Genomic DNA, 22,537 nt, shown 5'->3' on the forward strand with positions numbered 1-22,537 from the left:
CGGGCACCGGGCGCAGTGTCGCCCGGCTCTGCGGTGCAGGCCGGCGCCCCATTGGTTCGCTGATCAGTCGAAGCCCGCGGAGACCTACCTGCCCGAAATGCACCGTTGTTGCAGGATCGTGGTCGTGCCGGGCTGATCAGTCGAAACCAAAGGCGACCGATATGCCCGTAATGCACCGTTGCTTTGGGCTGGGCCGACCGGTGCGCTGATCGAAGTCTCGAATTGACGCCCGATTTATCTGTATTGATTGGACTTGGATCAGCGCAGCCGGCCCGGGGGCGCGAGGCCCCAGCCGCACATGGTTTCAGCCCGAGGGGACGGCCCCTGCGGGGCCGACCGCCGTTCATCTCGGCAAGGCACGCCTGAAATGTCGGACTCAGTGCCGAGTTGATCAGCCTGACGCGGATTCGCCGTCCCGCATACGGTTCAACTCGAGGGAACAGCCCCTGCCGGGCCCGCCCGCTGATCAAAGCCGAGCCGAACCGGCGAATCCGGCCGTCCGCGCCCGGCTTTGATCAGCGAACCCTGGTGGGCCGAGCCGCAGGGGCCTCGGGGGTCAGGCCGGGGCGGCGATCGGGAAGATCAGGCAGGTCGAGGTGGCGTGGGCGAGCAGCCGGTCACGACCGTCGAGCAGCTTCGCCTCCGCCGTCGCGGTCCGCGATCCGGCGGTGAGGACCGTTCCGACGCAGCGGATCCGGCCGCCGCCGGCCCGGACCGGGCGCAGGAACCGGGTGTTCAGGTCCAGGCTGGTGTACCCGGTGCCAGCCGGCAGCGTGGTGTGCACCGCGCAACCGCACGCCGTGTCCAGCAGGGCAGCGATGACGCCGCCGTGCACGCTGCCGAGCGGGTTCATGTGGAACTCGGCGGGGTCGAGTTCGACGGTGACCCGGCCGGGCTCGACGGTGAACTCGGCGAAGTTCAGCGTCGAGGAGATCGGCGGGGACGGCACCCGCCCCTCGACCATCGCCTGCAGGAACTCCAGCCCGCTCAGGGTCGGCAGGGAGCTGAGCGCGATCGCCGGGTCGTCCCACGAGTGCGCGCGGGAGCGGGAGTCGGTCTGCGTCTGCGTCATGAACTCAGGGTGGCACGCGGCTCTGGGTTTGACAAGTAGACCCAGCGTGTCGACCATCGACCTCATGACGGCACCCGAGGCGCTGCAGTGGTCGGTCGACAACTGCACCATCCAGCGCAGCCTGGAGATCATGGGGGACCGCTGGTCGCTGATCGTGCTGCGCGAGGTGTTTCAGGGCATCCGCCGCTTCGACGACATGACGGTGCGCACCTCGATCCCACGGCAGGTGCTGACGGCGCGGCTGCGCCGCCTCGTCGACGACGGCATCCTGCGGAAGGAGCCATACCGGGTGCCCGGTCAGCGGGAACGGCACGAATACCGGCTCACCGAGAAGGGTCTCAACCTGTACCCGGTGCTGATCGCGTTGCAGGAGTGGGGGAATCGCTACCTGGCCGACCCGGCCGGGCCGCCGATCGAGTTCGCCCACCGCGACTGCGGCGAGCCGGTGCACCTGGTGGTGCGGTGCGCGGCCGGCCACGACCTGACCGGTAGCCGTGAGGTCGTCGGACGGATCGGGCCGGGGGCGGTGCGCCGGGCGACCCCGGCCGCCGTCGGGGACTGACGGGCGCGCGGACGAAGTCGCGCCGAATGGGAACGGTGGGACGGAAGTCGACGAGATCAGCCGCGCCGGCGAAGTTGATCCGCGCGAGCAGGGGCCTGGGGGCAGGGGAGGCAGGCCGGTCAGCGAGTGCCGAGGGCGTCATCGATCCTTGCGAGCAAGCGGGCCTTGGGCTGGGCGCCGACGATGGACGCGACGGGCTCGCCGTCGACGAACAGCATCATCGTCGGCATCGCCATGACCCGATACCGGGCGCCGGTGAGCGGGTTCGCGTCGCAGTCGATCGATCGGATGGTCAGCTCGCCGGCCTTCTCCGCGGCGATTCGCTCCAGCACCGGAGCGATCATGTGGCACGGCGGGCACCACTGGGCCCAGAAGTCGACGAGCACCGGGCCAGGTGCGGCCAGGACGTCCTGCGCGAAGGTCTCGTCGGTCACGGGCCGGACCAGGGCATTATCGGTGATCATGAATCCTCGTTTCCGTTGATGCCGAGCGGCGCCCGGCAGCCGATGACGTCCCGGCCGGCCGCGGCGGCCTGCCGGATGAGCAACGCGTCCCTGATCGCCTGCAGCCGCGCGAGCTGGGCGTCCACCTCGGCGAGCTTGCGCGAGTACATCTCGAACGAATCGGCGCACGAGTCGGACGCGTCGTTGCCCGCCCGCAGGCACTCGACGAACGGCCGGGTCTCCTCCAGGCTCAGCCCCTCCGCCTGCAGGGACCGGATCTCCACGAGCACCTTCACGTCCTGCTCGTCGTACTCCCGGTACCCGTTGGCCGAGCGGCCGGCGTCGAGCAGTCCCTGCGCCTCGTAGAAGCGCAGCGCCCGGGTGGTCGTTCCGGCGAGGCGAGCCGCCTCCCCGATCCTCATGACCGATTCCGCTCGGCCCATGTCCTCATGGGCACGACGGTAGACATTGACGCGCGGGTGAAGGCAAGAAAATTGGCCGGCCCGGCCGGCCAGGCGTCTTTACCGAACCCGAACACGGCCCGGACGGTGCCCGCAAACCCGGCGACGACGCTGGTCCTCGTTCGGTTCCGGGCGATCGCCCGGGCACGTGAGGGAGGAACCACCGATGGCGAAACGAGCGTTCTGGACCATGCTGGCCGGCGGCGTCACGGCGACCGCGCTGGCCGCGACGGTCGCGTTGGCCGGGCCGGCGGCCGCCGCGCCGGTGGCCGGGCAGGCGGTGTCCGCGACCGCGGCGCAGGCGACCGACACCCCGAAGTACTGCGCGCGGATCGACAAGGCGCTCGACCGGCGGCAGAAGGCGCAGGACCGGTGGAACGGCGATGCCAATACCCGTGGGTCCATCGCCTGGTTGCAGGCCAAGGCCCAGTCGCTGAGCTCCAGCAACCCCGAACTGTCCAAGCTGATGACCGACATGGCCAACCTGCGCGCGCAGGTGAAGGACCCGGCGGCGGGGATCATCAGCGATCTGCAGGCGGTCAAACAGGCCCATTGCAGCTGACCGGCGTGTGTCAGCTCGCCCGGGCGTCCCGCACCGGCGAAGGTTGATCCATGGCCGCACGCGACGACCCGGCGACCGACCGGGCCCCTGATCGGGGGCTGGTGGTCGTGGTCGAGGACGAGTCCGTGATCGCCGACGTCGTCCGCCGGTACCTGACGGCCGCCGGCTTCGCGGTGCGGATCTGCCGGACCGGCCAGGAGGGGTTGGCCGCAGTCCGCGCCGATCGGCCGGTGGCGATCGTGCTCGACATCGGCCTGCCCGACATGGACGGGCTGGACCTGTGCCGGCGGCTGCGGGACGGCGGTGACTGGACGCCCGTGTTGTTCGCCACCGCCCGGGACGAGGACGTCGACCGGATCCTCGGCCTGGAACTCGGCGGTGACGACTACCTGGTCAAGCCGTTCAACCCGCGCGAGCTGGTGGCCCGGGTGCGGGCGGTGCTGCGCCGGGCCGGCGGCCCCGGCGGGGCGGGTGCCGCCGCGCTCCGGGTGGGGCGGGTACGGATCGACCCGGGACGGCGGAGGGTCTGGGTCGATCCGGATCCGGCCCGGCCGGCCGCCGGTGGCGAGGAACGGGAGGTGGACCTCACCGCCACCGAGTTCGACCTGCTGCTGCACCTGGCCCGCAGCCCCGGGCGGGTATTCGAGCGGGCCGGACTGCTCAGCGCAGTCTGGGGGTACGCCAGCGCGGCCGGCGCCCGGACCGTCGACGTCCACGTCGCCGCGCTACGCGCCAAACTCGGTGACGCCAGCCCGATCCGCACGGTCCGTGGGGTCGGCTACGCCGCCGACGACCGATGACCGGCCCGCCGATGGCCGGGCCCCCGGTGACGGGTCCGCCCGCACCGCCGCCCGGTCGGGCCCGTCGGACCCGGACCACGCTGGCCGTCCGGGTCACCCTGCTGGTGATCGCGGTCGCCGTGCTCGTCGCCACGGTGGCCGCGGTGGTCGGCGTGCTGCTGGTGCGGCGCAGCCTGCTGGACATCTCGACCGAGGCTCTGTCCGATCGGGCCGACCTGGTGGCCACCCAGATCGCCGCCGACCCCGCCGCCGCCGCCGACATTCTGGCCGCGACCGCCCGAGCCCTGGACGGCCAGCAGACCGGGGTGGTGCTGATCGGTCCCGACGGGTCGTTGGCCGGGGGCGACCAGGTCGCGCGGCGGGCGGCCCGGCAGGCCGGGGCGTCGGATGCGGTCGGCGGCCGGTCCGTCTCCGGCCGGGCCAGCGCCGGCGGTGAGTTGCAGCTTGTCGAGGCCCGGTCCACCACGACGGGCGGCTTCGCGCTGGTGACGCCCGCGGACGTGGCGGCCGAGACCCGGCGGACCGTCGAGGGCCGGCTGATCTGGGCGGTCGCGGCCGGTCTGGTCGCCGCCCTGCTGATCGGGCTGCTGATCGCCCGGGTGGTCTCCGCCCCGCTGCGTCGCACCGCCGACCTGGCCCGGCAGATGGGCCACGGCGCCCGCGACGTGCGTGTCCCGGTGGCCGGTCCGCGGGAGGTCGCGGACGTCTCGATCGCCGTCAACGAGCTGGCGGACGCGTTGCAGCACAGCGAGTCCCGGCAGCGTGACTTCCTCGCCTCGGTGTCCCACGAGTTGCGCACCCCGCTCGCCGGGATCAGCGGGCAGGCGCAGGCGCTGGCCGACGGGCTGGTCGGCGCCGCCGAGCAGGCCGAGGTCGGTGGCCTGATCCAGGGCGAGGCGGTGCGGATGGAGCGGCTGATCTCCGACCTGCTGGACCTGGCCCGGCTCGGCGCCGACCGGTTCACCCTGGACGTCCAACCGGTGGACCTGACCGCGCTGCTCGACGAGATGGCCCAGGTCTGGCGGCCCCGGTGCGACTCCGCGGGAGTGCCGCTGGTGCTGGACGTCCCGCCGTCGCCGGTGCCCGCGCGCACCGATCCGCGGAGGCTGCGGCAGGTGCTGGACGGGCTGGCCGACAACGCCCTGCGGGTCCTGCCGGCGGGTGGCCCGCTGGTGCTGTCGCTGCGCGCCGAGACCGCCGGGCCGCCCTGGGCCGCCGTGCTCCAGGTGCGCGACGGCGGGCCAGGTCTGGCGCCCGAGGACTACCCGGTGGCGTTCCTGCCCGGCGAGCTGCACCGCCGTTACCGGGGCCGCCGGCCGACCGGGGCCGGCCTCGGACTCGCGCTCGCGCACGGGCTGGTGCAGCGGCTGGGCGGCACGATCGCCGCATCACCGGCGCCAGAGGGCGGCGTCGCCATGACGATCCGCCTGCCGTCCGACGTACCCACACCCTGACGCCCGGCCGGACCGACGTTTCGCCGGAGCCCGGTCCGGGCACAGCCGCACGATGCGGGAGGCGGGGACGGCGCGCGCACGGGTCCCTGGTGCGCCGTGGACGCCGAGCTTCTGGACGTTGACCATCGTGTATCTCGTCGCGGCCGCTCCGTGGATTCTCGCGCTGCCGGCCGCGATCAACGGGGTGAACACCCGTTGGCTGTCAGTGGCCGGGATGTTCGGCAGTGTGCTCGCCGGTGCGGTGACCAACCGAATCATCGAGCGGGCCTACTGGAACCGCTCGTGGCCCGAGCGGCAACGGATCGCGGTCGCCGTGAGCACCGGGCAGCCGACCGGGGTCGGGGAGCTTGATGCGGTCGTCCTCGACCGGCTGCTCCGGGCGAGCCGCTACCCGGGGGCCGATCGGGTGGTGGTGCTCGTCCTCGCCTGCGTGGTCGTCCTCGTGCCGGTCGTGGCCGCGCTCCGGACCACCCCGTGGTGGCTGGTCGCACTCGTCGGGACGCTACCGACGGTCGCGCTGCTGGTCCGGACCCGCCGCCTGGAGGACCCACGCGTCCGGTTGGCCCGGTTCCGCGCCGAGCTGACGTCCGCGCAGTCGGGGCCCTGACCAGGACATCCGGTCGCCCCCACCCGGGACCTTCTCCGACGTCGGGGCACGATGAGGCGGTGAACGGCGATCTGCAGGACCTGCTCGGCACCGCTCGGGTGTTCGCGCTGCCGATGGTGCACCGGTTCCGCGGCGTGACCGTGCGTGAGGGGGTCCTGCTGCGGGGACCGGCCGGCTGGGCGGAGTTCGCCCCGTTCCGGGACTACACCGATGCGCAGTGTGTGCCGTGGCTGCGGGCCGCGGTCGAGTCGGCGACGACGCCCTGGCCGGCGCCGGTGCGTGACGAGGTCCCGGTGAATGTGATCGTGCCGGTGGTCGACCCGGGTGTCGCGGCCGACCTGGTCGCGGCGGCCGGCTGCCGCACGGCGAAGGTCAAGGTGGCCGATCCGGGGACCGAACCGGCGACCGACCTGGCCCGGGTCCGCGCGGTGCGGGCCGCACTCGGGCCCGGCGGGCAAATCCGGATCGACGCCAACGGCGCCTGGACCGTGGACCAGGCGGTGGCGGCGGTCGCCGACCTGGACGACGCCGCCGGCGGGTTGGAGTACGTCGAGCAACCGTGTCCGACGCTGGCCGAGCTGGCCGCCGTCCGGGGTCGCATCCGGCCGCCGATCGCTGCCGACGAGTCGATTCGCCGGGCCGGCGATCCGCACGCGGTCCGGCTGACGGATGCCGCGGACATCGCGATCGTCAAGGTGGCGCCGCTGGGTGGGGTCCGGGCCGCGCTCGCGTTGGCCGCGGCGGCCGGGGTGCCGGTGGTGGTGTCGTCGGCGGTGGACAGCGCGGTGGGGTTGGCCGCCGGAGTCGCGCTGGCCGCCGCGCTCCCGGAGCTGCCCTACGCCTGCGGGCTCGGGACCGGCGTGCTGCTGGCCGACGACGTCTGCGCCGCGGCGCCGCGCCCGGTCGACGGGTACCTGACGGTCCCCGATCGGGCGCCGGACCCGGACCGGATCGACCAGGTCGCCGCGGACCCCGCCGGGACCGCCTTCTGGCTGGACCGGCTCCGCCGGGTGGCCCGTCTCGCCGGCAATGGGACTTTCGGCTCTGGTCGTTCGGGCGCCCCGTCGCCCAGGATCGAGCAATGACCGAGACACTTTCCGCCGTGACCGAGCTGACCCCCGAGGCCTGCTGGGATCTACTGCGCAGCAATCAGTTCGGTCGCCTGGCGCTGACCGTCGGCGGTGAGCCGGAGATCTTCCCGATCAACTACGTGGTCCAGGACGGCACCTTGGTGTTCCGGACCGCGCAGGGCACCAAGCTCGCCGCGCTGACCGTCAACGACGTCGTCGCCATGGAGATCGACGGCTTCGACCAGACGTCCGGGTGGAGCGTGGTCGTGAAGGGCCAGGCCCATCCGGCCGAGTGGGGCGCCGACTTCGAGGATGCCGCCACGGCGGGGGTGCACCCATGGGTCGCTACCCGCAAGCACGTCTTCGTTCGCATCGTGCCCCGGTTCGTCACCGGGCGCAGCTTCGTCTTCGGTCCCGAGCCGGGCGACGACTGACTCCACCGCCACCGACGGATCTACAGGTCCGGACGTGGTGCGGCGCCGAGGTCACCCGATGGCGGGCGACCTCGGCACCACTGATCATCTCGTCGTCAGCCGGTGGTGACCAGGGTGCGCCGGCTGGACTCCTTGGCCAGGGCGATGGTGATCGCGCTGATCAGGGCGGCGGTCGCGGCGAACACGGCGACCCGCAGCAGGCCGTTGCCGGTGGTGGTGCCGGCGACCAGGGTGGCCGCGATGAGCGGGGCGAACCCGCCGCCGAGGGTGGAGGAGAGCTGGTAGCCCAGCGAGGCCCCGGTGTACCGGTTGCCCGTTGCGAAGATCTCGGTCGTGAACGCGGCCAGCGGCCCATACATGGCCGCCTGGACCAGAGGCATCGCGATGACGAAGCCGAGCAGCACCCCGAGCGCGGAGCCGGAGTCGATGAGCAGCAGGATCGGGTAGACGGCGACGACGGCGGCGAGGCACCCGCTGATCATGACGGGACGGCGGCCGATCCGGTCGGACAGGGCGGCGTAGGCGGGCAGGGCGAAGATCTGCAGCAGGGATCCGGCGGCGAACAGCCACAGGACGGTGGAGCGGGTCAGGCCACCCTGGACGCCGATGGTCAGGGCGAAGGTGGCCATCAGCGCCTGCAGGGCGAACGCGCCGAGGCCGGCGCCGATGCCGAGCAGCACCGAGACGGGGTTGGTGCGCAGGACGTCGATGATCGGCAGTCGCTTCTTCACGGTCGGGTCGACGGCGACGGCAGTGATGACTTCCTGTTCGAACAGGGGGGATTCGGTGACCTTGAGCCGCACGTACAGGCCGATGCCGACCAGGACCGCGGACAGCAGGAACGGGATGCGCCAGCCCCAGGACAGGAATGCGTCGCCGGGCAGCAGGGTCACGATGGCCAGCACTACGGTGGACAGGACGGCGCCGGCGGGGGCCCCCATATTGGCGAAACTGGCGGAGAAGCCGCGCCTGTTCTCGTCGGAGTGTTCCAGGGCCATGAGGGCGGCGCCGCCCCATTCACCGCCGACGGCGAAGCCCTGGATCAGCCGCAGCAGGATGAGCAGGATCGGGGCGGCCGCGCCGATCGTGGCGTAGGTGGGTAGCAGGCCGATGGCGAAGCTGGCCGCGCCCATCAGGGTCATGGTGAGCACGAGCATCGACTTGCGGCCGATCCGGTCGCCGAAGTGGCCGAAGATGACCCCGCCGAGCGGCCGGACGATATAGCCGACGGCCAGGGTGCCGAACGAGGCGATGGTCGCGACCACCGGGGACAGGTCCGAGAAGAACAGCTGCCCGAAGACCAGGGCGGCGGCGGTGCCGTACAGCAGGAAGTCGTAGAACTCGACGGCACTGCCCAGGAAGCTGGAGAACAGCACCCGACGCATCTGCGTCTTGTCGGCGAGACCGGGCACGGTGGTGGACGGGGTGGGGGACACGGACACTCCTTTGTGTGGGGTGACGCAGGGGGGTGACGCAAGGGAGGCGAGCGAGACCGATGACGATCGACGCCGCCGGCCTCCTGGCTTCTCGTGCGATCAACGCGCACTGCCGTGCGTTATATGGAATAGAATCCTGGCCATACCGCGGTCTGTCAAGCCCTTCAGCCCCGTGATCTAGCCTGAAGCGGCGATCACCGAGGGGCCGGCGGCCAGTCCGCCCGGCAAATGCCACCGTGACGAGCACGCCGAGCGAAATGAGCACCCATGACCGACCTCGAGGTCCCAGCCGATCCGAAGGCCCGTGCGACGTCGGCGAAAGGCGGCGGATCGCAGACGTTGGATCGGGGGATCCGGGCGCTGGAACTGGTGGCGGCGACCTCGGGGGGCCTGACCGTGCAGGAGGTTGCGGACCGGTTGCAGGTGCACCGCACGATCGCCCACCGGTTGCTGGCCACGCTCGCCGAGCATCACCTGATCTCCCGCGGGCCGGACAACCGGTTCCGGGCCGGCGGCGGGCTGATCGCGCTGGCCGGCGGGCTGCAGAGCACCCTGCGGGACACCGCCATGCCCATCATGCGGGAGCTGGCCGAGGAGCTGGAGTCGACCGTGGTGCTGCTGATTCGCGAGGGGGAGGAGGTCGTCGGAATCGCGGTCGCCGCCCCGACCTCCAGCACCTACCACCTGGCCTTTCGCACCGGCAGCCGGCATCCGCTGGGTCGGGGGTCGGCCGGCATCTGCCTGCTGTCGGCCCTGCCGCCCCGACCGGGCGAGCGTCCCGAGGTCACCCGGGCCCGGGTGCAGGGATTTTCCGTGAGCAAGGGTGAGGTCGAACCCGGCGCGCACGGTCTGGCCGTGCTGATCCACCAGGGCGACAGCGAACCCACCGCCTGCCTGAACCTGATCACCTACCGCGACGACATCATGGCCGGGGCCGCCCCGGTGATGATCGACGGCGCCGCCCGGATCAGCGCCCTGCTGAGCTGACCGACCTGCTCGACGAGCCCGGAGGCCACCCGGCCTCCGGGCATTGTCGTGCTCGTGACCGCCCGCCGCCGGTCCCCGCCCGCGCGGTGGCGAACTCAACCTCGCTGAGGTCTTGACACATGACCGCACGAAGATGTTCACTTATCGCAACAAGGCAACCGAATATCGCACACTTTGCCGTCCGCATGGTCGAGATGAGTGCGCACCGTCGATGAGGAGCGAGTCGTGACCGAGACGCCCACCAGCCCCCGCCCGTTCACCAGCGTGTGGTCCGACCTGCGCGAGGTGGAGTTCGAGCAGGGCTTCATCCAGGCGGGCCCCTACCGGACCCGCTACCTGCACGCCGGGGACCGCAGCAAGCCGGCGCTGATCATGCTGCACGGCATCACCGGGCACGCCGAGGCGTACGTCCGGAACCTTCGCTCGCACTCCGAGCACTTCTCCTGCTGGGCCATCGATTTCATCGGCCATGGCTACAGCAGCAAGCCCGACCACCCGCTCGAGGTCAAGCACTACATCGAGCAGGTGCTGGCGTTCCTGGACGCCATCGGGGTGCAGAAGGCCTCCTTCACCGGGGAATCCCTGGGCGGCTGGGTGACCGCACAGTTGGCGATCGATCACCCGGAGCGGGTGGAACGGATCGTGCTGAACACGATGGGCGGCACGATGGCGAACCCGCAGGTGATGGATCGTCTGTACACCCTGTCGATGGAGGCGGCCAAGGATCCGTCGTGGGAGCGGGTGAAGGCCCGCCTCGAGTGGCTGATGGCCGATCCGACCATGGTCACCGACGATCTGATCAAGACCCGGCAGGCGATCTTCCAGCAGCCCGACTGGCTGGCCGCGTGCGAGGCCAACATGGCCCTGCAGGACCCGGAGATCCGCCGGCGGAACATGCTCACCGACCAGGCGTTGGGCCGGATCCAGGCCCCGGCGCTGGTGCTGTGGACCACCAAGGACCCGTCCGGTCCGGTCGCCGAGGCGCGGCGGATCGCGTCACTGATCCCCGGTGCGCAGCTCGCGGTGATGGACAACTGCGGTCACTGGCCGCAGTACGAGGACACCGAGACGTTCGACCGGATTCACCTGGACTTCCTGCTCGCCCGCTGACCCGCCCGGCGCGGCTCGCCCCGCCCCGTGCGGCCGCTCGCTGCACCCCATCTGCCATTCCCCCACCCGCCACTGACGCCGAGGACCACCCGATGACCACCTCCACGCCCGCTCTGCCGCCGAACGGTTCCACCGCCCGGCCCTTCGACACCGACGTGCTGATCGTCGGGGCCGGCCCGGTCGGGCTGACCCTGGCCAACCTGCTCGGTGGGTACGGCATCCGGACCACCCTGACCGAGGCCGGGGAGAAGCTGATCGACTATCCGCGCGGCGTCGGTCTGGACGACGAGTCGCTGCGGACGTTCCAGACGGCCGGCGTGGTCGACGCCGTGCTGCCGCACACCACGCCGCAACACATCATGCGGATGATCAACGGCAAGGGGCAGGTACTGGCCAACGTCGCCCCCGGCGCGCAGGACTTCGGCTGGTCGCGGCGCAACGGGTTCATCCAGCCCGCGGTCGACGCCGAACTGTTCGCCGCCCTGCACCGGTTCGACGATGTCGACGTGCTCTTCTCGCACACCCTGCTGGGATACACCGACGACACCGACGGGGTCACCGCCACCGTCGAATTGGCCGACGGAAGTCAGAAGTCCATCCGAGCAAGGTATCTCGTCGGCTCTGACGGCGGTCGCAGCATCGTCCGCAAGTCGATGGGGGTGAGCTTCGAGGGGCAGACGTCGCCGACCCGTTTCCTGGTGATCGATCTGCGCAACGACCCGCTGGGCACCCCCAACGCCTACCTGGGCGCCGACCCGGTCCGCCCGTTCGTGTCCATCGGCCTGCCGCACGGCGTCCGCCGGTTCGAGTACATGATCTTCGATGAGGAAACCGACGAAGAGGTGGCGCAGGCCGACTTCGTGCACCGGCTGCTCGCCCGGCACGTGCCCGACCCGGCCGGCGTCGACGTCATCCGGCAGCGCGTGTACACCCTGCACGCCCGGATCGCCGGCGCGTTCCGCCGGGGCCACGTGCTGATCGCCGGGGACGCCGCCCATCTGATGCCGGTCTGGCAGGGCCAGGGTTACAACTCCGGAGTCCGGGACGCCACCAACCTGGCCTGGAAGCTCACCGCGGTGCTGCGCGGCATCGCCGGCGACGCCCTGCTGGACACCTACGACACCGAACGCCGCGACCACGCCAAGGCCATGATCGACGTCTCGGTCGCGATGGGCCGGATACTGTCCCCGACCAACAAGCTCGTGGCCGGTACCCGCGACCGGATCGCCGCCGCGTTGAACGCCGTGCCGGCCGCGAAGAAGTGGATCGCCGAGGGCCGGTACAAGCCCAAGCCCCGGTTCCACGTCGGCGCGCTGGTCGAGGCGGTCGGACCGGCCGCCGCCGATTCCCCGGTGGGATCGATGTTCCCGCAACCTCATGTCGACACCCGCACCGAGCAGAACGTGCTCCTGGACGATGTTCTCGGACCGTGGTTCTCGGTGCTGGTGTGGGGCAACGACCCCCGCCAGGTGTTCGACCGGCCCGCCCTCCGGACGTTGACCGCCTTGGGGGTCAAGCTGGTCAGCGTCCGCCCGTCGACCCAGCTGCACTGGGACGCTCCGACCGAGACCGGCGGGCCGGCCAAGCATGTCGCGGACGACCCCCGGCAGCACCTGGAGGTGACCGTCGTCGGCGACCCCACCGGCAAGCTCAAGTCGTGGTTCGACTCCCACCCGGTCGGCTTCGTGCTGATCCGTCCCGACCGGTACGTCGGCGCCGCGGCCCTGGCCCAGCACGGCTCGTCCGTCGTCGCGGCCCTGGCCGACGCCCTGCACCTGGCTACCGGCGACCATCAGGACGGCGTCGACCGGGTCACCACCCGCGGCGCGTCCGAAATCGCCGGGGTTGTCACTGCCGAGGTCGTCACTGCCGAGGTCGTCACGGCCGGCTGAACGGCCGCAAGCGCATCGAACCGTTCACTGCCCCGGACAGTCTCGCGCCACCACACCCGCCACCCATCTGAGGAGATCGTCATGACCCTTGCCCTGGTTGCGATGTCGCACAGCCCGCTGCTCGATGTCGCCGAGCCGCCCGCGGAACTGATGGCCGACGTCGAAACGGCGTTCGTCGCCGCCCGCACGTTCGTCACCGAGTACGACCCGGAACTCGTCGTGGTCTTCGGCCCGGACCACTACAACGGCTTCTTCTACGAGCTGATGCCGCAGTTCTGCATCGGGCTGGACGCCACCTCGATCGGCGACTTCGGTTCCACCGCCGGCCCGCTCGACGTCCCTCGGGCCGTCGCGCAGGGCCTGGCCCAGGCCGTCCTGGACGCCGGTGTCGACCTGGCCGTTTCCCTGCGGATGGAGGTCGACCACGGCATGGTCCAGCCGCTGGAGATCCTGTTCGGCGGTCTGGATACGGTTCCGACGGTGCCGTTCTTCGTGAATTCGGTGGCCCCGCCCTTCACTCCGGTTCCCCGGGTCCGCCGGCTGGGCGAGGCGATCGGCCGGTATCTGTCCGGGCTGGACAAGCGGGTCCTGCTGATCGGTTCGGGCGGGCTGTCCCACGAACCGCCGGTGCCGACCCTGGAGACCGCACCGGCGCATGTCGTCGAGGGCCTGATCGCCGGCCGGCATCCATCGGCCGAGGCCACCGCGAAGCGGCGGGCCAATGTGCTGGATGCCGCCAAGCGGTTCGCCGCCGGCGAGGGCAACCTCAAGGCCCTCAACCCCTCCTGGGACAACACGTTCCTGGACCAGCTCGCCGCCAACGACCTGGACGCGATCGACATCTACACCAATGAGTCGATCAAGGAACTGGGCGGGCAGTCCGGCCAGGAGATCCGCAACTGGATCGCCGCGTACGCCGCCCTGTCCACCACCGGCCCGTACGACATCACTTACCGCTACTACCGTCCCATTCCCGAGTTCATCGCCGGGTTCAGCGTCACCACCGCCCTGCCTCGCGCCGATGGACCCGCGACCAGCTGACGCCGCCGAGTCGACGAGCTTCGGCTACCCGTCCGCCGCCGGGCCCGGGGTGATCGCGGCCGCCGCGGCGGCCAGGGCGGCGGGCACCAGCGCGTAGTACGCCCACTTCCCGCGCTGCTCCCGCGCCAGCAGCCCGGCGTCGGTCAGCACCTTCAGATGGTGCGACACGGTGGGTTGGCTGAGTCCCAGCGGTTCGATCAGATCGCACACGCAGGTTGCGCCTGCGGCATCGTTCGCGGCGATCATCGAGACCAGCCGGAGCCGGTTGGGTTCGGCCAGCGCCTTGAGCACTCCGGCCAGCCGCTCGGCCTCCGACTGGCCCAGCACCCGCCCGGTGGTCGGGCTGCAGCAGGCCGCGAGGTCGGTCAACGTCAGCACCGGACGGGTCCTGGTCGTGGTCACCACCCCAGTCTGGCACACGCATTGACAGGCGTCGATGCGACGATCTGGAGGCGGCGGCATGTCGACGATGGGCGAGGATCTGCGGGAACAGGTGCGGAACCGCTACGCGAAGGCGGCGCTGACGGTGGCCGAGGCCGGTGTCGATGCGGACCGCTGCGGCGGTGGGTGCGGGGCGACGGTGCTGGACGATGCCGGCGCGCCCCTCGGGGCCGGGCGGTACGAGCCGGACCAGACCGCGGACCTGCCGGCGGAGGCGGTCCGGGCGAGCCTCGGGTGCGGCAACCCGCTGGCGGTGGCCGAGCTGCGGGAGGGCGAGCGGGTGCTGGACCTGGGTTCGGGCGGCGGGATCGACGTGCTGCTGTCGGCGAAGCGGGTCGGCGCCATCGGGTTCGCCTACGGGTTGGACATAACCGACGAGATGCTCGAGTTGGCGCGGCGGAACGCGGCCGAGGCCGGTGCGGCGAATGTCGATTTCATCAAGGGGCATATTGAGGACATCCCGCTGCCCGACGCCGCGGTCGACGTGGTGATCTCCAACTGCGTGATCAACCTGTCCGTGGACAAGCCGGCCGTGCTGGCGCAGATGTTCCGGGTGCTGACCCCGGGCGGCCGGATCGGGATCTCCGACGTGGTCGCCGAGGATCGGTTGTCCGCGGCGGACCGGGCCGACCGCGGTTCCTACGGCGGGTGCATCGCCGGCGCCCTGTCCCGGGCCGAGTACCTGGCCGGGCTCGCCCAGGCCGGGTTCGTCGACGCCGAGGTGACGTTCACCCACGAGGTGGCGCCGGGCATGCACGCGCCGATCATTCGGGCCAGCAAGCCGGTCCCGGTCGGCTGAGGGCCCTCCGCCGGCGGATCCGTGTCGTGGTCCGCCGGCTCGACCGCGCCGGGCCTCGCTGAACGGGCGGCGCTGACCGCGCCGCGCGGGTGCGGCCCGGCGTCAGGACCCGGCCAGGGCCGCGGCCGGCAGCGGCACGTCATCGCCGAGCCGGTGCCGGGCGACGAACCGGAACCGGTCGCCGCGAAACACCGATCGGGTCCATTCGACGATCTGCCCGTTCTCGGCCCACCCGGTTCGATGCACCAGCAGCATCGGCAACCCGGTGTCGACCCCCAGCAAGGAGGCCTCGACCGGGTCGGCCAGGGCGGTCTCGACCACGTCCTCGACGGCGGCGATCTCGGTGCCGAACACCTCCCGCAGCGTCCGGTACAGCGACCCGAGGGCCGCCAGGTGACCGTCCAGTCCCGGGAGGGGCCCGGGGAGGTGGGCGATCTCGTGCGCGATCGGCTCCTCCCGGGCCGTCCGCAGTCGCTCCACCCGATGGAAGATGGAACCCGGAGCGATCCCGAGGTGCCGGGCCACATCGATGTCGGCCGGCCGCTCGTCGATCGAGAGCACGACGCTGCCCGGCCGCCAGCCCTCCTCCTGCAGGTCCTGGGAGAACGACGTCAGCTGGCGCACCTGCATCAGCTTGGGTTGGGCGACGAACGTGCCGCGGCCCTGCGTCCGCTCCAACCGCCCGTTCACCACCAGCTCGGCGATCGCCTGCCGCACCGTCGTCCGGGACGTGCCGAACCGCTCGGCCAGCTCGCGCTCGGTGGGCACCGGCGACCCGGGCTCCAGGCCCGCGATCAACGCCAGGATCTGGCTCTTGACCTGGAAGTACTTCGGCACCTTCACCACGTCGCTCGTCCCCTCGTCGGCGGGTGGCCCCGCTGCTGGTGGTGACCCTATCGAGATTGGCATAGACCAATCAAGGCGAAGCCCTTGACGAACGGATTGGTCTATGCCAATCTATCTCCAGTCAGTTGGTCTACACCAATTCACAGTGATCAATCCGCCCCGCCCACACAGAAGGACCGACCCGTGCGAGGACGCCCATGAGTACCGTCAAGACCGACACCGTCGCGCCGACGACGAAGGCGACGAAGAAGAAGTCCGGGTTGCGTATCCCCGGCTTCGCGCAGTTGCAGCGCCTCGGCAAGAGCCTGATGCTGCCGATCGCCCTGCTGCCCGCCGCCGGCATTCTGCTGCGCCTGGGCCAGCCCGACCTGCTGGGCGGCATCCAGACCCCGGTCATCGGACCGTTCTTCGAGGCGATGAGCGCCGCGGGCGGGGCGGTCTTCGCCAACCTGCCGCTGCTGTTCGCGATCGGCGTGGCCATCGGCTTCGCCAAGAAGGCCGACGGCTCCACCGCGCTGGCCGCCGCCGCCGGCTACCTGGTCATCGAGGCCGTCTTCAAGACGATGTCGCCGGTGGTCCTGGAGGGCGTCGTCGACGTCGCCGGGGCACAGGCCCAGATCAACTACAGCGTCTTTGCCGGCATCCTGGTCGGCCTGGTCACCGCGGTGCTGTTCGACAAGTACCACACGATCCAGTTGCCCTCGTATCTCGGCTTCTTCGGCGGGCGCCGGTTCGTGCCCATCGTGGTGTCGGTGGCGTCGCTGGTCATGGGCTTCGCGCTGAGCTACTTCTACCCGATCTTCAACGCCGGTCTCACCGGCGTCGGCGAGTTCATCGGCGGTGCCGGCGCATTCGGGGCATTCACCTACGGGTTCGCCAACCGCATGCTCATCCCGCTCGGCCTGCACCACATCCTGAACACCTACGTCTGGTTCATCTACGGCGACTACCAGACCCCGGCCGGCACCGTCGTCACCGGCGAGCTGAGCCGCTTCGCCGCCGGCGATACCACCGCCGGGCTGCTGACCTCCGGCTTCTACCCGATCCTGATGTTCGGTCTGCCCGCCGCCGCGCTGGCGATGATCCACATGGCCAACAAGAAGCAGAAGAAGATCGCCTTCGGCATCCTCGGCGCCGCCGCCATCACCGCCTTCCTCACCGGCGTCACCGAGCCGCTCGAGTTCGCGTTCATGTTCGTCGCGTTCCCGCTCTACGTCGTGCACGCCGTGCTGACCGGTCTGTCCCTGGCCATCGCGTACATGCTGGACATCCACCTCGGGTTCTCGTTCTCGGCCGGGCTCATCGACTTCCTGCTCTACGGCACCGCTCCGGCCGCCAATAACGTCTGGATGCTGCTGGTGATGGGCGCGATCTTCTTCGCGGTCTACTACTTCCTGTTCCGCCTGGTCATCCGCTGGTGGAACCTGCGCACCCCGGGTCGCGAGCCGGAGGACGAGTTCGAGGCCGAGCAGGCCGCCAACCTCGAGGACGCCCCCGGTGCCGTGGTCGTGCCCGGTGGCATCGAGTCCGCCATCGGCGGCGGCACCGCTGGGTCCACTGTGGCCACGAAGGCGAGCACCAAGGCCGAGCAGCTGATCGCCGCATTCGGCGGCCGGGAGAACCTGGTCAATGTCGACGCCTGCATCACCCGGCTCCGCATGGAGGTCGCGGACAAGGACAAGGTCAACAAGCCCCGGCTCAAGGCGCTCGGTGCGGCCGGCGTGATCGAGGTCGGCAACAACGTGCAGGCGATCTTCGGGACCCAGGCCGAACTGCTCAAGAACGACATCAAGGACGCGATGGCCGGTCCCGCGCCGGTGGCCGCACCGGTCGATGAACCCGTCGCCGACGCGGTGCCCGCTGCTCCGCCCGCACCGCCGGTCGTGCGGACCGCCGGCAGCACCCCGATCCTGGCTCCGGTCCAGGGACGAGCCGTGCCCATGTCGGAGGTGCCGGACCCGACCTTCGCCCAGGGCATCGTCGGTCATGGCGCGGCGATCGATCCCCCACGGGAGATCGTCGACGCGGTCGCCCCGATCACCGGCAAGGTGCTGCAGATGTTCCCGCACGCGTACATCATCGTCAGCGACGACAACGTCGGTGTGCTGGTGCACCTCGGGCTGGACACGGTCCAGCTGAACGGAGCGGGCTTCACCCAGCACGTCTCGGTCGGCGACCGGGTGGTGGTCGGCCAGCCCGTCATCACCTACGACGTGCCCGCCGTGGTGGCCGCCGGTCGCAACCCGATCGTGCCCGTGGTGGTCATGGAGAAGAAGCCGGAAGACATCGTCGTCGCCGACCTGGTCGCCGCCGGCGGGGAGCTCTGCGCCGCGCAGTTGCTGCTGGTCGTCAACGGCTAGCCGAACCCCGGGTGGGCCGCCGGCCGATGAGCCGGCGGCCCACCCGACAGTCCTGTCACCCCAGTCTCTTGCCCACAGTCCTAGTCGATTCAAAGATTGAGGAAGTCAATGGAAATCGTCATTCTCCCGGACACCGCGGCGATCGGGTCGCTGGCCGCCGACGCCATCGAGAGCCTGGTGCAGCGCAAGCCGGACGCCGTGCTGGGCCTGGCCACCGGGTCGTCACCGCTGGCCATCTACGACGAGCTGGCCGCCCGGTACGCCGCCGGCCGGGTCAGCTTCGCCCAGGCCCGCGGGTTCACCCTGGACGAGTACGTCGGCCTGCCGGCCGACCACCCCGAGACCTACCGCAACGTCATCCACAAGGACTTCGTCGACCGGGTCGACTTCGCCCCGGGCGCGGTCCGTGGTCCGGACGGCCTGGCCACCGACATCCCGGCGTTCTGCGCGGCCTACGAGGACGCGATCGTCGCGGCCGGCGGGGTCGACCTGCAGATCCTGGGCATCGGCACCGTCGGGCACATCGGGTTCAACGAGCCGGGCTCCTCGCTGGCCTCCCGCACCCGGATCAAGACGCTGACCCGGCAGACCCGGATCGACAACGCCCGGTTCTTCGGCGGCGACGTCGACGCGGTGCCCACCCACTGCCTCACCCAGGGCCTGGGCACGATCATGTCGGCCCGGCACGTGGTGCTCGTCGCCACCGGCCCGCAGAAGGCCGAGGCGGTACACCATCTGGTCGAGGGCGCGGTCAGCGCGCTGTGGCCGGGGACCATCCTGCAGCACCATCCGCACGTGACCGTCCTGCTGGACGGGGCCGCCGCGAGCCGGCTGCAGCTGGCCGACTACTACCGCGAGACCTACCAGGCCAAGCCGGCCTGGCAGGGCATCTGACCCCCCGTCCCACCCCCCTTCCCGCCCCGCCTTCCCCCGCCGCCCTCACAAAGTTGATCATGGCGTTCTCTGCCGGACCGTCGGCGTGTCGCCGGTGTGTCGAGCAGAGAACGCCATGATCAACTTCAACAGAAGGAACCGTTCCCATGCTGATCACCGCCGACACCATCGCCACCGGAGCCGAGCTGCTCCGGTCGGGATGGATCGAGATCGCCGACGGTCGGGTCCGGGCCCTCGGCGCCGGGGCGCCACCTCGCCCGGCCGATCGGGACCTGGGTGCGGTCACCATCGTCCCCGGATTCGTCGACATGCACGTGCACGGGGGTGGGGGCGGGGCGTTCCCGGAGGCCACGGTGGCCGCGAGCAAGGCGGCGGTCGAGCTGCACCGGCGGCACGGGACCACGACGATGATCGCCTCCCTGGTCACCGCCTACCCCGACGAGCTGCTGCGGCAGGTCGAGGTGCTGGCCGAGCAGGTCCAGGAAGGACTGGTGGCCGGCATTCACCTGGAGGGGCCGTGGCTGTCCGGCCGCCGGTGCGGGGCGCACGACCCCGCCGCGCTGCGTGACCCCGATCCGGTCGAGCTGGATCGGGTGCTGAACGCCGGTCGGGGCGCGATCCGGATGGTGACCCTGGCCCCGGAACGGGACGGTGGCCCGGCGGCGATCCGGCGAATCGTGGATGCCGGCGCGGTCGCCGCGATCGGGCACACCGACGCCACGTACGAACAGGCCCTCGCCGCCATCGACGCCGGCGCCACCGTGGCCACCCACTTGTTCAACGCGATGCGGCCGGTGCACCATCGCGAGCCCGGCCCGGTGATCGCGTTGATCGAGGACCCGCGGGTCACCGTGGAGATGATCACCGACGGCGTGCACCTGCACCCGGCGCTGTACCGGGACGTCACGGCCAACGTCGGTCCCGACCGGGTCAGCCTGGTCACCGATGCGATGGCCGCGGCCGGAATGGCCGACGGCGCCTACCGGCTCGGCGCCCTGGACGTCGACGTGCAGGGTGGGGTCGCCCGGGTGGCCGGCACCGACACCATCGCCGGCAGCACCGCCACCATGGATCAGGTGTTCCGGTACGCCGTCACGCACAGCGGCCGGCCGTGGGCCGATGCGGTCGCGGCGGCGGTCCGCCAGTCCTCCGTCAACCCGGCCCGGGTGCTCGGCCTGCCCGACCCCACGCTGGCGCCGGGGGCGGCGGCGGACCTCGTCGTGCTGGACGACGGCCTGGCCGTGACCGGCGTGCTCAACCGCGGCGCGTGGGCGGTCCGGCCGGTCTGACGGTCGAAGGCCGGTCGCCCGGTCTGACCGCCGTCCGACCGCAGACCACTGCCGACGTGCCACTTTCTGCCGTTCGGAATCGATCCAGGCGGTCGGAGAGTGGCACGTCGGCGCTCGTTCCGTGGCCCGCGGCGGATCCGGCGCCGCCGCCCGGGCCATCCCCGCCGCCATCCCGCGGAAGCCGCTCCCCTCGCGGGAGTGCCCGCCCGGCCGGCGACAGTTCCGGCTCGGTGCGGCGATCGGTCACAATGGCCCGCTGTGGGTGTCGAACGAAATGCCGGGTCGCCGGTGGACGGGCCGGACGGGCGATGAACCCGGCGACCGCGCTGGCGCAGGTGCTCGTCGACGAGCTCCTTGCGTGCGGCCTGACCGAGGCCGTGCTCGCGCCGGGCTCCCGTAATGCACCGCTGGCCCTGGCGCTGCACCAGGCGGACGCCGCCGGCCGGCTGCGGCTGCACGTGCGGATCGACGAGCGCACCGCCGGTTTCCTGGCCGTCGGCCTGGCCCGGGGATCGGGCCGACCCGTGGTGGTGGTGACCACGTCCGGCACCGCCGTCGCCAACCTGCACCCGGCCGTCCTGGAGGCCGCGCACGGGCAGGTGCCGCTGATCGTGCTGACCGCGGACCGTCCGCCGTGGCTGCGCGACGTCGGGGCCAACCAGACGATCGACCAGCACCGGATCTTCGGCCATGCCCTCCGGCACTTCCACGAGTTCGCGGTGCCCGAAACCCGGGCCGGGCAGCAGGCGCACTGGCGGTCCATGACCGATCGGGCCTGGACGGCGGCCGTGGGAGCCGGTGGCGGCCCGCCCGGACCGGCCCAGCTGAATGTGCCCCTGACCGAACCCCTGCTGCCGGACTCCACGTCCGACTGGCCGGAGCCGCTGATCGGCCGGACCGGGCCCTGGACCGGCGCCCTGGCGCAGGTTCTGGCGGACGCTCCGTCCGTGCCGGCTCCCGAGCCCGGCGAGCGGGTGCTGTTCGTCGCCGACCTGACCCACCCGTGGGCGCCGCTGGTCGCCGATGCCGGGCACCTGGTGATCGGCGAGGCCGGCGGGGCCGCCGGCGGCCGGGCGCTCGCATCGGGCATCCACCTGCTGTCGGCGCCGGTCTTCCTCGACGGCGCCCGGCCGGACCGGGTGATCGTGCTCGGCCGGCCGACGCTGTTCCGGCCGGTGCAGGCGCTGCTCGCCGATCCCCGGGTCACCGTGGACGTGGTCGCCCACCCGGGGGCGTACGCCGATCCGGCCGGCTCGGCGCGGACGGTCGCCGCCGGCCTGCCCGACCTGGCCGACCTGCCCGACGACGGCTGGGCGGCGCAATGGCGGGACGCCGACGCGGTGGCGGGGAAGACGGTCGCCGACGTCATCGGCGGGCTGGACCTGACCGCCTCGCCGCGGCTGGCCCGAGAGCTGGTCGCACTGCTGCCGGCGCGGTCGACCCTGGTGCTCGGCTCGTCGCAGCCGCCACGTGACCTCGCCCTGTCCACGCGGGCCCGGGACGGGCTGCGGGTCGTCGCCAACCGGGGAGTCGCCGGCATCGACGGCATGGTGTCCACGGCGATCGGGGTGGCGCTGGCCGCCGGGCCCAACGACGGCCCCACGGTCGCGTTGATGGGCGACCTGACCTTCCTGCACGACCTCACCGGGCTGGCCGTCGGACCGGACGAGCCGCGGCCGGATCTGACGATCGTGGTCAGCAACAACGACGGTGGCGCGATCTTCGGCACCCTCGAACCGGGCGCCGACGCGCACGCGAACGCCTTCGAGCGCGTCTTCGGCACGCCCCACGGGACCGATCTGGTGGCGGCGGTCGGTGCCTTCGGGCACCGGCACACGGTGGCCCGCACCGCCGACGAGCTGTCCGCCGCCCTGCCGAACCCGGGCGGGGTACAGGTCATCGAGGTGCGGACCTCCCGAACCGACCTCGCGCCCACGCTGGCGCGGCTGACCGAGGCGGTCCGGGCGGCCCTGTAGC

General features: G+C 71.6%; 22 protein-coding genes and 1 pseudogene. 17 read left to right on the forward strand and 6 right to left on the reverse strand.

What is annotated here, in order from left to right:
* Window positions 1-556: 556 nt before the first annotated feature.
* Window positions 557-1,072 (reverse strand): PaaI family thioesterase, encoded by a 516-nt coding sequence (locus ACILSK_RS22265; protein ID WP_395729378.1) that lies wholly within the window; start codon window positions 1,070-1,072, stop codon window positions 557-559.
* Between the two features lie 64 nt (window positions 1,073-1,136).
* Between ACILSK_RS22265 and ACILSK_RS22270 the strand changes: the two genes are divergently transcribed.
* Window positions 1,137-1,634, forward strand: a complete 498-nt coding sequence (locus ACILSK_RS22270; protein ID WP_395729379.1) for a winged helix-turn-helix transcriptional regulator — start codon at window positions 1,137-1,139, stop codon at window positions 1,632-1,634.
* A gap of 119 nt (window positions 1,635-1,753) precedes the next feature.
* Here ACILSK_RS22270 and trxA read toward each other — a convergent pair whose 3' ends face one another.
* On the reverse strand, window positions 1,754-2,098 hold the full coding sequence (trxA, locus tag ACILSK_RS22275; RefSeq protein WP_395729380.1) for a thioredoxin: 345 nt from the start codon (window positions 2,096-2,098) through the stop codon (window positions 1,754-1,756).
* Window positions 2,095-2,499 carry a MerR family transcriptional regulator gene (locus tag ACILSK_RS22280; RefSeq protein WP_395729381.1) on the reverse strand — a complete coding sequence of 135 codons (405 nt, stop codon included), beginning with the start codon at window positions 2,497-2,499 and terminating at the stop codon, window positions 2,095-2,097. Before ACILSK_RS22280 ends, trxA begins: the two co-directional genes overlap by 4 nt.
* A 205-nt stretch (window positions 2,500-2,704) precedes the next feature.
* Between ACILSK_RS22280 and ACILSK_RS22285 the strand changes: the two genes are divergently transcribed.
* The 6 genes from ACILSK_RS22285 (at window position 2,705) to ACILSK_RS22310 (ending at window position 7,465) form a co-directional block, all read left to right on the forward strand.
* Window positions 2,705-3,100 (forward strand): hypothetical protein, encoded by a 396-nt coding sequence (locus ACILSK_RS22285; protein WP_395729382.1) that lies wholly within the window; start codon window positions 2,705-2,707, stop codon window positions 3,098-3,100.
* A gap of 50 nt (window positions 3,101-3,150) precedes the next feature.
* Window positions 3,151-3,900 (forward strand): response regulator transcription factor, encoded by a 750-nt coding sequence (locus ACILSK_RS22290; RefSeq protein WP_395729383.1) that lies wholly within the window; start codon window positions 3,151-3,153, stop codon window positions 3,898-3,900.
* An 11-nt stretch (window positions 3,901-3,911) separates the two neighbouring features.
* Entirely contained in the window at window positions 3,912-5,354 is a 1,443-nt protein-coding gene (locus ACILSK_RS22295; RefSeq protein ID WP_395729384.1) for a histidine kinase dimerization/phospho-acceptor domain-containing protein, read from the forward strand.
* Window positions 5,355-5,472: 118 nt separating this feature from the next.
* Complete coding sequence (locus ACILSK_RS22300; protein ID WP_395729385.1) at window positions 5,473-5,961, forward strand: hypothetical protein; 489 nt, start codon at window positions 5,473-5,475, stop codon at window positions 5,959-5,961.
* A gap of 59 nt (window positions 5,962-6,020) precedes the next feature.
* Entirely contained in the window at window positions 6,021-7,046 is a 1,026-nt protein-coding gene (locus ACILSK_RS22305; protein WP_395729386.1) for an o-succinylbenzoate synthase, read from the forward strand.
* The gene (locus ACILSK_RS22310) at window positions 7,043-7,465 is read left to right on the forward strand and encodes a pyridoxamine 5'-phosphate oxidase family protein (RefSeq protein ID WP_395729387.1); all 423 of its coding nucleotides are present in this window, start codon (window positions 7,043-7,045) and stop codon (window positions 7,463-7,465) included. The genes ACILSK_RS22305 and ACILSK_RS22310 overlap by 4 nt, the downstream gene beginning before the upstream one ends.
* A 95-nt stretch (window positions 7,466-7,560) precedes the next feature.
* Here the strand turns inward: ACILSK_RS22310 and ACILSK_RS22315 are convergent, their stop codons facing one another.
* A complete protein-coding gene (locus ACILSK_RS22315; RefSeq protein WP_395729388.1) occupies window positions 7,561-8,901 on the reverse strand; it encodes an MFS transporter in 1,341 nt (446 codons plus the stop codon).
* Between the two features lie 267 nt (window positions 8,902-9,168).
* On the opposite strand from ACILSK_RS22315, the gene ACILSK_RS22320 reads away from it, so the two are divergent.
* The 4 genes from ACILSK_RS22320 (at window position 9,169) to ACILSK_RS22335 (ending at window position 13,931) form a co-directional block, all read left to right on the forward strand.
* Entirely contained in the window at window positions 9,169-9,888 is a 720-nt protein-coding gene (locus ACILSK_RS22320; RefSeq protein WP_395729389.1) for an IclR family transcriptional regulator, read from the forward strand.
* A gap of 225 nt (window positions 9,889-10,113) precedes the next feature.
* Window positions 10,114-10,998 (forward strand): alpha/beta fold hydrolase, encoded by an 885-nt coding sequence (locus ACILSK_RS22325; RefSeq protein WP_395729390.1) that lies wholly within the window; start codon window positions 10,114-10,116, stop codon window positions 10,996-10,998.
* Between the two features lie 92 nt (window positions 10,999-11,090).
* A complete protein-coding gene (locus tag ACILSK_RS22330) occupies window positions 11,091-12,890 on the forward strand; it encodes a bifunctional 3-(3-hydroxy-phenyl)propionate/3-hydroxycinnamic acid hydroxylase (protein ID WP_395729391.1) in 1,800 nt (599 codons plus the stop codon).
* An 81-nt stretch (window positions 12,891-12,971) separates the two neighbouring features.
* Window positions 12,972-13,931: a 3-carboxyethylcatechol 2,3-dioxygenase gene (locus ACILSK_RS22335; protein WP_395729392.1), complete on the forward strand. Its 960-nt coding sequence runs from the start codon at window positions 12,972-12,974 to the stop codon at window positions 13,929-13,931.
* A gap of 24 nt (window positions 13,932-13,955) precedes the next feature.
* Here the strand turns inward: ACILSK_RS22335 and ACILSK_RS22340 are convergent, their stop codons facing one another.
* Window positions 13,956-14,333: an ArsR/SmtB family transcription factor gene (locus tag ACILSK_RS22340; RefSeq protein ID WP_395729393.1), complete on the reverse strand. Its 378-nt coding sequence runs from the start codon at window positions 14,331-14,333 to the stop codon at window positions 13,956-13,958.
* Between the two features lie 58 nt (window positions 14,334-14,391).
* Here ACILSK_RS22340 and arsM point away from each other — a divergent pair, with 58 nt between their 5' ends.
* Entirely contained in the window at window positions 14,392-15,171 is a 780-nt protein-coding gene (gene arsM, locus ACILSK_RS22345) for an arsenite methyltransferase (protein ID WP_395729394.1), read from the forward strand.
* Window positions 15,172-15,273: 102 nt separating this feature from the next.
* Here the strand turns inward: arsM and ACILSK_RS22350 are convergent, their stop codons facing one another.
* Window positions 15,274-16,017, reverse strand: coding sequence for a GntR family transcriptional regulator (locus ACILSK_RS22350; RefSeq protein ID WP_395729395.1), 744 nt, complete (start codon window positions 16,015-16,017; stop codon window positions 15,274-15,276).
* A 197-nt stretch (window positions 16,018-16,214) separates the two neighbouring features.
* Between ACILSK_RS22350 and ACILSK_RS22355 the strand changes: the two are divergent.
* The 5 genes and pseudogenes from ACILSK_RS22355 to menD all read left to right on the forward strand — a co-directional run.
* A pseudogene (locus tag ACILSK_RS22355) lies at window positions 16,215-17,819 on the forward strand (PTS transporter subunit EIIC); the annotation flags it as partial.
* Complete coding sequence (locus ACILSK_RS22360) at window positions 17,817-18,377, forward strand: PTS glucose transporter subunit IIA (protein WP_395729409.1); 561 nt, start codon at window positions 17,817-17,819, stop codon at window positions 18,375-18,377. The pseudogene ACILSK_RS22355 and the gene ACILSK_RS22360, both read left to right, overlap by 3 nt.
* Window positions 18,378-18,485: 108 nt before the next feature.
* On the forward strand, window positions 18,486-19,271 hold the full coding sequence (nagB, locus tag ACILSK_RS22365) for a glucosamine-6-phosphate deaminase (RefSeq protein ID WP_395729396.1): 786 nt from the start codon (window positions 18,486-18,488) through the stop codon (window positions 19,269-19,271).
* Window positions 19,272-19,417: 146 nt separating this feature from the next.
* Window positions 19,418-20,560: an N-acetylglucosamine-6-phosphate deacetylase gene (nagA, locus tag ACILSK_RS22370; protein WP_395729397.1), complete on the forward strand. Its 1,143-nt coding sequence runs from the start codon at window positions 19,418-19,420 to the stop codon at window positions 20,558-20,560.
* A 308-nt stretch (window positions 20,561-20,868) separates the two neighbouring features.
* On the forward strand, window positions 20,869-22,536 hold the full coding sequence (menD, locus tag ACILSK_RS22375) for a 2-succinyl-5-enolpyruvyl-6-hydroxy-3-cyclohexene-1-carboxylic-acid synthase (RefSeq protein ID WP_395729398.1): 1,668 nt from the start codon (window positions 20,869-20,871) through the stop codon (window positions 22,534-22,536).
* The last annotated feature ends 1 nt before the right edge of the window (window position 22,537 follow it).

The sequence above is a fragment of the Nakamurella sp. genome (assembly GCF_044224575.1).
In the GTDB taxonomy this organism is placed as follows: Bacteria; Actinomycetota; Actinomycetes; order Mycobacteriales; family Nakamurellaceae; genus Nakamurella.

Excerpts from the sequence above, each read along its gene's own strand:
- ACILSK_RS22360 (WP_395729409.1), top strand. The coding sequence starts at position 17,817 with ATGGCCGGTCCCGCGCCGGTGGCCGCACCGGTCGATGAACCCGTCGCC.
- ACILSK_RS22270 (WP_395729379.1), top strand. The coding sequence starts at position 1,137 with ATGACGGCACCCGAGGCGCTGCAGTGGTCGGTCGACAACTGCACCATC.
- ACILSK_RS22280 (WP_395729381.1), bottom strand. The coding sequence starts at position 2,499 with ATGAGGATCGGGGAGGCGGCTCGCCTCGCCGGAACGACCACCCGGGCG.
- ACILSK_RS22330 (WP_395729391.1), top strand. The coding sequence starts at position 11,091 with ATGACCACCTCCACGCCCGCTCTGCCGCCGAACGGTTCCACCGCCCGG.
- ACILSK_RS22290 (WP_395729383.1), top strand. The coding sequence starts at position 3,151 with ATGGCCGCACGCGACGACCCGGCGACCGACCGGGCCCCTGATCGGGGG.
- menD (WP_395729398.1), top strand. The coding sequence starts at position 20,869 with ATGAACCCGGCGACCGCGCTGGCGCAGGTGCTCGTCGACGAGCTCCTT.
- ACILSK_RS22310 (WP_395729387.1), top strand. The coding sequence starts at position 7,043 with ATGACCGAGACACTTTCCGCCGTGACCGAGCTGACCCCCGAGGCCTGC.
- arsM (WP_395729394.1), top strand. The coding sequence starts at position 14,392 with ATGTCGACGATGGGCGAGGATCTGCGGGAACAGGTGCGGAACCGCTAC.
- ACILSK_RS22335 (WP_395729392.1), top strand. The coding sequence starts at position 12,972 with ATGACCCTTGCCCTGGTTGCGATGTCGCACAGCCCGCTGCTCGATGTC.
- ACILSK_RS22320 (WP_395729389.1), top strand. The coding sequence starts at position 9,169 with ATGACCGACCTCGAGGTCCCAGCCGATCCGAAGGCCCGTGCGACGTCG.
- ACILSK_RS22295 (WP_395729384.1), top strand. The coding sequence starts at position 3,912 with ATGGCCGGGCCCCCGGTGACGGGTCCGCCCGCACCGCCGCCCGGTCGG.
- ACILSK_RS22285 (WP_395729382.1), top strand. The coding sequence starts at position 2,705 with ATGGCGAAACGAGCGTTCTGGACCATGCTGGCCGGCGGCGTCACGGCG.
- trxA (WP_395729380.1), bottom strand. The coding sequence starts at position 2,098 with ATGATCACCGATAATGCCCTGGTCCGGCCCGTGACCGACGAGACCTTC.
- nagB (WP_395729396.1), top strand. The coding sequence starts at position 18,486 with ATGGAAATCGTCATTCTCCCGGACACCGCGGCGATCGGGTCGCTGGCC.
- nagA (WP_395729397.1), top strand. The coding sequence starts at position 19,418 with ATGCTGATCACCGCCGACACCATCGCCACCGGAGCCGAGCTGCTCCGG.
- ACILSK_RS22265 (WP_395729378.1), bottom strand. The coding sequence starts at position 1,072 with ATGACGCAGACGCAGACCGACTCCCGCTCCCGCGCGCACTCGTGGGAC.